At 47.9% G+C, this 8,362-nt stretch carries 10 protein-coding genes; all 10 read left to right on the top strand.

Annotation, left to right across the window (positions count from 1 at the left end; genetic code table 11):
- Window positions 1-167 precede the first annotated feature (167 nt).
- The 10 genes from IQ270_RS25750 to IQ270_RS25705 all read left to right on the top strand — a co-directional run bounded on the left by IQ270_RS25750 (window position 168) and on the right by IQ270_RS25705 (window position 8,260).
- Window positions 168-1,601, top strand: a complete 1,434-nt coding sequence (locus IQ270_RS25750; protein WP_228056700.1) for a hypothetical protein — start codon at window positions 168-170, stop codon at window positions 1,599-1,601.
- Between the two features lie 225 nt (window positions 1,602-1,826).
- The gene (locus IQ270_RS25745) at window positions 1,827-2,282 is read left to right on the top strand and encodes a hypothetical protein (protein WP_193976007.1); all 456 of its coding nucleotides are present in this window, start codon (window positions 1,827-1,829) and stop codon (window positions 2,280-2,282) included.
- Entirely contained in the window at window positions 2,279-2,788 is a 510-nt protein-coding gene (locus tag IQ270_RS25740; RefSeq protein WP_193976006.1) for a hypothetical protein, read from the top strand. The genes IQ270_RS25745 and IQ270_RS25740 overlap by 4 nt, the downstream gene beginning before the upstream one ends.
- Complete coding sequence (locus IQ270_RS25735) at window positions 2,788-3,051, top strand: hypothetical protein (RefSeq protein ID WP_193976005.1); 264 nt, start codon at window positions 2,788-2,790, stop codon at window positions 3,049-3,051. The genes IQ270_RS25740 and IQ270_RS25735 overlap by 1 nt, the downstream gene beginning before the upstream one ends.
- 85 nt (window positions 3,052-3,136) lie before the next feature.
- Complete coding sequence (locus IQ270_RS25730; RefSeq protein ID WP_228056699.1) at window positions 3,137-3,586, top strand: hypothetical protein; 450 nt, start codon at window positions 3,137-3,139, stop codon at window positions 3,584-3,586.
- Between the two features lie 176 nt (window positions 3,587-3,762).
- The gene (locus IQ270_RS25725) at window positions 3,763-4,233 is read left to right on the top strand and encodes a hypothetical protein (RefSeq protein WP_193976004.1); all 471 of its coding nucleotides are present in this window, start codon (window positions 3,763-3,765) and stop codon (window positions 4,231-4,233) included.
- Window positions 4,234-4,366: 133 nt separating this feature from the next.
- Window positions 4,367-7,111, top strand: coding sequence for a DUF3854 domain-containing protein (locus IQ270_RS25720; RefSeq protein WP_193976003.1), 2,745 nt, complete (start codon window positions 4,367-4,369; stop codon window positions 7,109-7,111).
- A gap of 140 nt (window positions 7,112-7,251) precedes the next feature.
- The gene (locus IQ270_RS25715) at window positions 7,252-7,530 is read left to right on the top strand and encodes a hypothetical protein (RefSeq protein ID WP_193976002.1); all 279 of its coding nucleotides are present in this window, start codon (window positions 7,252-7,254) and stop codon (window positions 7,528-7,530) included.
- Between the two features lie 119 nt (window positions 7,531-7,649).
- A complete protein-coding gene (locus IQ270_RS25710; RefSeq protein WP_193976001.1) occupies window positions 7,650-7,943 on the top strand; it encodes a hypothetical protein in 294 nt (97 codons plus the stop codon).
- A gap of 32 nt (window positions 7,944-7,975) precedes the next feature.
- Window positions 7,976-8,260 carry a flagellar alpha dynein gene (locus IQ270_RS25705; RefSeq protein ID WP_193976000.1) on the top strand — a complete coding sequence of 95 codons (285 nt, stop codon included), beginning with the start codon at window positions 7,976-7,978 and terminating at the stop codon, window positions 8,258-8,260.
- Window positions 8,261-8,362: the final 102 nt, after the last annotated feature.

The raw sequence follows: 8,362 nt of genomic DNA, 5'->3' as shown, positions 1-8,362 counted from the left end.
ACAGGATTTGAATTAAGCTCTCCGAAGTATTCTACCACTTTCCGCCATCCTAGCCCATATTTTCGCTCAATCTAGGCAACCTATTTTGCATCTGAGCGAAAACTGAGTGGGTCTGCTGTATGCTTTACACAGTAAGCGACTCAGCACTATGGAGGATTGAGCGAAAGATGAGCGAAAAATCTAATTCAGTCACACTCAGCACATCCGCTGACTACCTTATTGGGTATGAACGGATTTTGGACTACTTCAACCAAGCACAGAAAGAATGCCCCAAAGGGGTAGGACTAAAGAAGGACAGTAAAGCCAAGGGGTCTTACATCACCCTTCAGTTCAGACTAGGTGACAAGCGGGTCAACAAAACCTGTGGGTGCTATCTCACAATGCAGGGCATCACTGATGCCTTAAATAAAGCTCGCTTGGTTGCTACCGCCTTAGAATCGTTCTCTAGTGAGACTCTATTTTTAAGCTGGTACGAAGATGTTATTTTGCAAAAAAACGTCATCAAGAATGACTTGACGACGTTTGGCGAGGCAATTGCAAAAGTAGAGAAAGAATATTGGGATGGACGCACTAAACGCCGCCAGCAGCGTGACAGAAGCAGTATTAGTCAGCAGCGGTCTTGGAATGTAGTTTATGGCCACTATTACAGACTGTTGCCCCAAAACACAGTTGTCAATCTGGCAGATGTTCTGTTGGCAGTTAACAGCAAAAAAAAAGGAACTAAATGCTTCAAAAACTGCTTGTGCGCTATGCGTAAGCTCGCCGAAACAATTCAGAACACTGACTTACTCGGTCGCCTTAAAGAAGTTGATGGTACGCAGACAGAGTTTAGACAAGACCTTCAGTCTATATCGGTTGACGAATTCTTGAAACTTCGCGAGGAAATTTTAACAATTCCTGATGACAAACGATACCATTTAGAGTCGCGCAAGCGGTGGATGTGGGTGCTGTCAATGCAGGTTGTGTATGGCTTTCGGGTTCACGAGGTCTTTGCTGTTCAGAACATCGACAAACCATTTACAGCAAACGATGGCGTTATTATCCCGGCACTGATTGAGCCAAACAATATAAAAATGATTGCTGTAGTGGGTGATAAAACGTTGTTAGATACGACAACCAAAACTGGCTACAGATTGTGTGTGCCGATGCTTCCTCCTACCCATCCCGACTTGGTAAAGCGTTTAGAAATCAAATCAGGACAATTACCGGAAATTCATTCAGTTTCAGACAATCCAAATACCATTGGTAAAGCTTACGCTAGGAGAGCGCGTCAATTCTTAACGAGACTAAACAAAGGTCTAACACAAACTCACGCACTGCGTCATTTAGCTAACCTTAGCGGTCAAATGGGGGGGATGTCTCAGGAGACGAGAGCTAAAAGTTTGGGGCATTCAACACAGATGAATGAAGGGATTTACAAGAGACGAGCTAACACTGAAACAACAATCAACTTGTTAACTCAATCTACAAAGGAAACTATTCCTCTAGGTAGCGCAATTGGGGTACTCAAACGGATAGGAAGTAACGCACAATGTGTCGATTTGTTAGCTGCTATCTACGGCATTACGCCCGACGAAGTGATAGAGTTGCTAGCCGAATAAGTTGAAACAAAAGTTTACAGTCCCTGTGTTGACAGATGGCTGTGAAGCTGCGATCGTATGTAACTAAGGAAGATTGATGCGCGACTGACTAGCACTTGCAATGCTAACCAAGTCACGACTTCCCCAAACCGTTTGTCTACAACGTTTGGAGCCGAATAATTATGCCACATTCAGCCGATCGTCCCCAGGGGCGATCGCAACACTTAATGTTTGCGGGGGCTAGCTATGACTGAGCCTCCCATTCTGTATCGCCGTATCGACAAACTCAAGGCGATCGCTTTTGAGCGCGGTTTCACCAACCAAGACGCTAAGCAATTTGGGAAGCTTTCCAAGACTGCTACATGGGAAGCGCTGCTAGAACTTTACCTGATTGACGGCGAATCACTAGACACACCACTAGACAGTGCAGGCAGTGTAGACAAAATACCTGAATCCTTTGGTACAGGCGATGTAGACACCGTAGACACTAGCTGGACTAATGACGGTTCGTTCCCCGTCTGCGACTTTACCCGCCAGACTTCCACCAACTTTTTAGAGTGGGTTGATTTTTCTCAACTCATCGCACTCATACTCGCATCGGCGGGAGTGTTTGTGCTGGCAATGTCAATGTGGCGACAAATCAATCCTCTCAATCTGTTTCCCCCAGTTCGCATCAACATTCAAATAGGGACAAAATTATGAGCCTGCAACTACGCCTTTTTGGCGGCAATTCTGATGCTGGAAAACTTACGGCCAGCAATGACGGCAATCATGCCATTGACAAGTCAAAAGTTTTGGCACAAACCGATGCAGCCGTCATCACGCCAACGAATCCCGGTAACTTTGGTTCAATCCGCACAGTTCCCATATTGCCCGAACCGCGCTACTTTGACCGCGAAGAAGCCGACAGACTTAAGGAGTTAGCCAAGGAAAAGACCGACGGTGCAAGGCAGAGTAAACGCGCTTACAAGGCTTTGGTCAAGATTGAAGTGGCTGACAAAGTGGTACACAAAGAGCACCGCAAATACGAGGGCGCGGTTGCCGAAAACGAATTAGGCAAGAAGCGCGCCGATGCTGGACTGGCTAAAAAACTGCACGGCCTGCGCCCCGGTTATGCCCGCCTAGGACTCGGAATTGATAAAGCTGAGAATGACGCGCGCACCCGTATCGACGCTATCCGAGCCAAGCTCACAGCGGGGATGAACTAATGCGGGCGATGTATCTGGCAAATTATTTTATTGCCGGGTGCATCGCTTCCTCCCTTCTGGGGTGGATAGCGAGTTTGCATCCGATGGCATTTAGGGCGATCGCATTTCTAGCAGCAACGGCTTTTATTCTGTGGGGCTTGTGCTGGCTCTTAGACTTCTCGGTTAGTGGCTGGCTTAAAATTTCTGTGCAAAACCTGCAAGCCGTGTTGCTGGCTGGTTTAGCAATGACACTCATCGGCGCGGGGGTGTTTTTATGCAGTTAAAAATGTTTGTGTTGAGCGGCGTGGCGCTGACTCTGTGGCTAACCCCGCTTACAATGCTGGATAAAAAATTACCTGGCACAAATCTATGCAGGGATTGAGCCTCTGCGGTGCGATCGCTTGCGCGGTCGGCGCGGGCAACATTGCCCGCCAACTGGCAGAGGAAAATGAAATCGAGCTTCTGAAGACCAGGGCGATTAAAGCAGACGTGGAAGATGAAATCAGCACATCGGTTTATGTAAGCCAAGCTCAGAGACAGCAGGAAGCAGAAGCGATTCTTAATCCTGTGGAACGGCTCGAACGCGCCCTAGCACTAACTTACGGCGATGACGATGAGCCTGAGTCGGAACGTTCAAGCAAGCTAGCTGAGAACGCGGCGAACGAGAACGAGAACGATCGCGGGGAACGGGCCCTGCAACTCAAAGCTAAAGGCTGGGGCAAAGCAAAAATCATCCTTGAAATTTGGGGAGTCAGCAAGGGTGGCAGTCAAAAGTACAAGGATGCTGAGGCTGAATATAAGCGCCTGGTCGGGGAGTAAAATCCTCCAATTTTGCCTCGAAAATCACTTTTCCTGGAACTCTTACACTGTCTACGTTTCCCGCCACAAACTCACTCGTCGATGTATAAGGTCGAAGTCGTAGAGACTGAGGAAGTAAGCGAGGGTGATTTTTGAGGAGGCAAAAGTCGGATGCAATACTTGTGTAAAATGAAACGATGGACTTAGTGACGCAGGGAAAAGTGGTGCGACTGCTTTGGGGGCAATGCCCCCACGACGAGCCTTTGAGATTTTTTTGGGAGCATCAGAGAGAATGTTCGTCGAAGCGACCTTCTTTCTGGAAAGCTGTCATGCAGGCTTCTAATGAACGTTTTCTGGCAGAGCTTAACGATAAACGAAGCCTAGACAAATCTTTTAGGCATATTCTCAGTCGAGTAAACATCCTTCCTGGTGCCTACCAGTCCCTACGCAGACCAAGATTTTGTTCTATCAAGGATTTTTTCAACGAGAATCCTGATACGTTCCGAGTCTTGGTCGGAAGTTTGACTGAGTTCCAGAGTTTTATTCGGAGTTTAGCGCAGTCACAATCTGAACCTCACGAAAGTCCACCGAAAGGCTTTATCCCCATACCAGATATTGAAATAGGTGGCTGTGCTCGCAACGACAGCTTAATCGCACCCGCAATCTAACTCGCGGGGCGGTTCCTTCTATGCTCTAAAATCTTTCAAAAAACTAAGTAAACGCCAAAAAGCCGCTGCCATCAATTGGAACCTGAACGCAACGGCTTTTGGTACTAAACCCGCTTTTTAGGGCGGTACACTAATGAATTTATCATACCCCACTGGGGAAAATTCTGCATCCCAAAATTCAACCTTCATCAGCTCCAAACACCTCGCCGAGTGGGTTGAAGGTTCAGCCGTATCAGAAGCTCTGGCCCGCCTCAACATCGAATCGCTAGCAGCCAAAGAACTCAACGAACGCATCCAGCCCAAAGAACCAATCAAAACAGGTGGCTGGTGGTGCCGCAGCATCAATTGGCGCACTGGCGCAAAAACGGGGAACCGCTACGGACAAGGCAAACCCGACAAGCCGCACAAACCAGAAGGGCAAAAACCGCGCAAATACCTAACAGCATCAGGAACGGAACCCGACGCAATCTTTCTAGCCATGCCAGACAGAGATTACTGGCTCAAGACTCGCAACGACCTCTCTGTTCCCCGGCACTGGACAGAAGGGGTTAAAAAGGCTGGCTCTGGACTGAGCATCGGCTTAGCAACCATTGCTTTGACAGGAGTTTGGAATTGGGGCAAAGACGGTCAACTAGCAAAAGAGGTTGAAAACTGGGCGCAACCTGAAACGCGCCACTACATAGACTTTGATTCTGACTATGCGGGCAACTCATCTTGCCGTGCAGCCATTTTGAAGCTTGGCCGCTTGCTAGAAGAACGCGGATGCGAGGTCTACATAACAACTTGGGATGCCCAATTCAAAGGAATGGATGATTTTATCAAAGCTAACGGTGGTGACGCATTCAAAGAGGCTGTAGCGAACGCGCCAACCCTAGACAAATGGGAGAAACAGCTCAAGAAAAGCGATCGCAAAAATGCTGCTTCAACCCCTAATAAATTTCCTACCTCTCACGCGCATACGCGAGATAATGTAGTATACCAGAAGTACGACAGTAATACAAGTGACTACATTCCTGACACAGCACCGCCTCCAGAGCTTAGTTACGTCCAAAAAGCGGAGGCTTCACTGTACTCTGAGGGGCATTGGGTGTCGATTGCGGGTCAAATTTACCAATTTGCCGACGGTTATTATCAACTGCGGTCGGAACCTTCGGAAAAACGCCGTATCCGTGATTGGCTCAGTACCTATTTTGAGAACGTTAAGGGCGTATACCGCTGCAACCGTGCCAGCTCTGCCAGCATTAATCAGGTTTACGACTGGGTGGTTGCAGGTTTGGCGGTAGAGATTGATGCCGTAAACCCGCCGGGTCTGAACTGCTCTAACGGGGTTCTCAGGATTAATCCTGATGGTTCTCATACTTTTGCCCCGCACAATCCTAAGCAGGTCTACACTTACATTGGCGGCAAATACGACTCCAGTATTAGCCCCGTAGATTGCGATCGCCTTTTAGAGTGTTTGGAACCACAACAGCGTGAAATTTTCCTTAGAACGGTTGCTGCTGCACTGTGTCTACCGCTGGCTCGCCTGAAGATGTCGCGGGTTAAAGGACTGCTTTGTCACGGCGACGGCAGCAACGGCAAAGATACTTTGCGGACTGCGTTAGTGGCGGTGTTGGGGCGGGGCGTTACAGGCAAAAGCTTAAAGGACTTTCAGGTTTATGACAGCGGGAGAAAGTTTCCTCTTGCTGGCCTGGAGAATTCTTTGTGCAACTGGTCTAGCGAGAATGCAGACGCGGTGAAACTTGATAAGCTGCAAAGTCTCAAGCAGTTCATCACGGGCGATGAGCTGACAATTGAGCACAAGGGGCGTGGCGAGTATCCGTACAAGCCAGAGGCTATATTCCTTGCTAACTGCAATGTTCTGCCAAGTATCAGCAGTGATGCAGAGGCTATCAGGAGCCGTTACTGCATTTTGAGTTTCAAGAAAACTTACGCGGTTGGGGCTGACTCTGGGAAGGGCCAGTTAGAAGCCGACCCTCGGTTCAAAGAAGACCCTAATTTTATTTTGGAACAGATTGCGCCGGCACTTCTCAACAGGATGCTGGAGCGGATACCGTTACTGCTGGCTGAGGGGATTAATTACGGCTCTAGTGACGCAGCTTTACGGGAAGCTCAGGAAAAGTCTCAGCATCTGTGGCAGTTTGTCAGAGATATGGGATATGAGGCCGGCCAAGGTGAGCGCGTTTATGCCAAGGACTTGTGGCAAGAGTTGCGGGATTGGTATGTAGAGGCTGGCATTCTTGAGATTGAGGGTGAGAAGGAAAAATTGGTTTGGAACGAGTTGCCGGGGCGCGATACTCCTGTAAAGGCTATCAACCAAGTGTTTGCGCGGTTCAGTGAGTTGTTCCCTAGATTGCAAAAACATCGACACACAGAAAGGGGCTTCGAGTCTCAGCGAATGATGGGTGAAGCTTACTATCTTGGTATCTGCAAACAAAATTCCAAAATAAGTGAAAAATCATCCTCAGCATCCTCAGCACTTGACTCTACGGTACTTTCATCCTCAGCACTGCTTCAGCAAAAAAATTCTGCTGAGGATGGTGCTGAGGCAGTAACCCTTACACAGAGAGCTGCTGAGGATGCTGAGGACGAAAACTCACTTCTTTTGGAGTTGTGCAATTCTTTGTCAAAACTCACCCTGTCTCAAAGACAAAAACTGACAAAACTCACCGGCATTCCCTGCTCTGACCCCATCAAAGCATTCAGACTCGGAGACGAAGTGGCTGGTAACAATCCAGAGGACATTAGCTACAACTGGCACGGTCACATCGTTGAGATTCACACGAGCATCGGTTGCAAGGTTGACTGGGAAGAACGCGAGGGCATGAAAGGCGGACGGGTAATCTCAATGCTCTTCTGCGACCTGCGGAAAATTTAATAGCTGCCTGACAATTGACGGCTAAATCTTATCCCCCTTAATCGGGGGATTTTCATATCTACAAATTTTGTAGACAAAGTGTTGACAGTGTAGACGGCTATCAGCTATTGTAGACAAGCACCGTATACAGGTGTCTACAAATGAGTCAAAGTCAAGTCGTATCGTTTAGAGCTTCCGGTCACTTTCTGAATTGGATAGAAGCTCAGAGATTAGACGGTGAGTCGGTTAATCAAGCTGCACAACGCATTCTCAAGGAAGTCTCAGGCACGTCTACAACACTGTCTAAAGAAAGTGACACTAACCTCGTGCCTACAGTAGCCGCCGAAAGTGTAGACATACTTATATCCGATCGTCTTGCCCCACTAATTAAACGGATAGCTGTCATTGAAGAACGTCTGGAAAAACTGAAGGTTGACTAGCTAGACAGAGTGCTAGCACCTAACTAGACAACCACTAGACAAGGTGCTAGTATCTAACTAGACAACCACTAGACAAAGTGCTAGTATCTAACTAGACAACCACTAGACAGGTACTAAATATGACAGACAGATGCCAGCTTAACTTGAGATTAGACGGTCGCCGAGACTTGCTCGAAACCATTAAAAATGTTGCAGCAGCAGAGGGTTTGAGCGTCAATGCTTGGGTAATCCGCACCTTAGAGCAAGCGGCCAACCAGGCAATATCAGCGCCAACAATCCAACCTCAAACACAAGTGTCCGAAATTTCGGACATTCAACCAGTGCTAGACAAATTGCTAGATAGTAAGCTAGACACACTGCTAGCCACTAAATTAGCAGGGATTGAAGAACGCTTGGGAAAATTGAGTGCCTGAGTGATGGCAACGATGAATCACTCAGGCAGGAATTGAAAGCGGCCAACAAGCAACTTGCAGAATGGGATGCAGAACTCAATCAGTTACACGAGCGCAACGGCGATTTGGTGCTAAAGGTGCAGATGTTGGAGCAAGAACTCAAGGAAGCGCAGCGCTCACGGGAAGCAAATAAAAACTCGGCTCCGACCCTCGCAGAATTTCTAGAGCCGGCCGACTTGCTCAATCAGTTGAAAGGGCGGCGCAAAAAGTCGAAGGCTGACTTGGCTGATATGCAAACAGTGTTGGAGATACTCAGCTACTTAGAAGAGTCGGACTGAGCTAAAGATGAGCGGAAAGTGGAATATCCTAGAGAGTAATAAATCTGAAACCCTTTACCCGTGAAGAGTTAAAGTCAATCGGGATGACAGGATTTGAACCTG

Origin of the sequence: Microcoleus sp. LEGE 07076 (genome assembly GCF_015207455.1) — a bacterium.
Taxonomy (GTDB): Bacteria; Cyanobacteriota; Cyanobacteriia; order Cyanobacteriales; family Microcoleaceae; genus Microcoleus.
The sequence above is the reverse complement of the archived record's forward strand: the minus strand, read 5'-3'. Positions and strand labels throughout refer to the sequence as shown.

What these genes read in the sequence shown, in the direction of transcription:
- IQ270_RS25740 (WP_193976006.1), top strand. Translation starts at nt 2,279, where the DNA reads ATGAGCCTGCAACTACGCCTTTTTGGCGGCAATTCTGATGCTGGAAAA.
- IQ270_RS25715 (WP_193976002.1), top strand. Translation starts at nt 7,252, where the DNA reads ATGAGTCAAAGTCAAGTCGTATCGTTTAGAGCTTCCGGTCACTTTCTG.
- IQ270_RS25725 (WP_193976004.1), top strand. Translation starts at nt 3,763, where the DNA reads ATGGACTTAGTGACGCAGGGAAAAGTGGTGCGACTGCTTTGGGGGCAA.
- IQ270_RS25750 (WP_228056700.1), top strand. Translation starts at nt 168, where the DNA reads ATGAGCGAAAAATCTAATTCAGTCACACTCAGCACATCCGCTGACTAC.
- IQ270_RS25735 (WP_193976005.1), top strand. Translation starts at nt 2,788, where the DNA reads ATGCGGGCGATGTATCTGGCAAATTATTTTATTGCCGGGTGCATCGCT.
- IQ270_RS25720 (WP_193976003.1), top strand. Translation starts at nt 4,367, where the DNA reads ATGAATTTATCATACCCCACTGGGGAAAATTCTGCATCCCAAAATTCA.
- IQ270_RS25730 (WP_228056699.1), top strand. Translation starts at nt 3,137, where the DNA reads ATGCAGGGATTGAGCCTCTGCGGTGCGATCGCTTGCGCGGTCGGCGCG.
- IQ270_RS25745 (WP_193976007.1), top strand. Translation starts at nt 1,827, where the DNA reads ATGACTGAGCCTCCCATTCTGTATCGCCGTATCGACAAACTCAAGGCG.
- IQ270_RS25710 (WP_193976001.1), top strand. Translation starts at nt 7,650, where the DNA reads ATGACAGACAGATGCCAGCTTAACTTGAGATTAGACGGTCGCCGAGAC.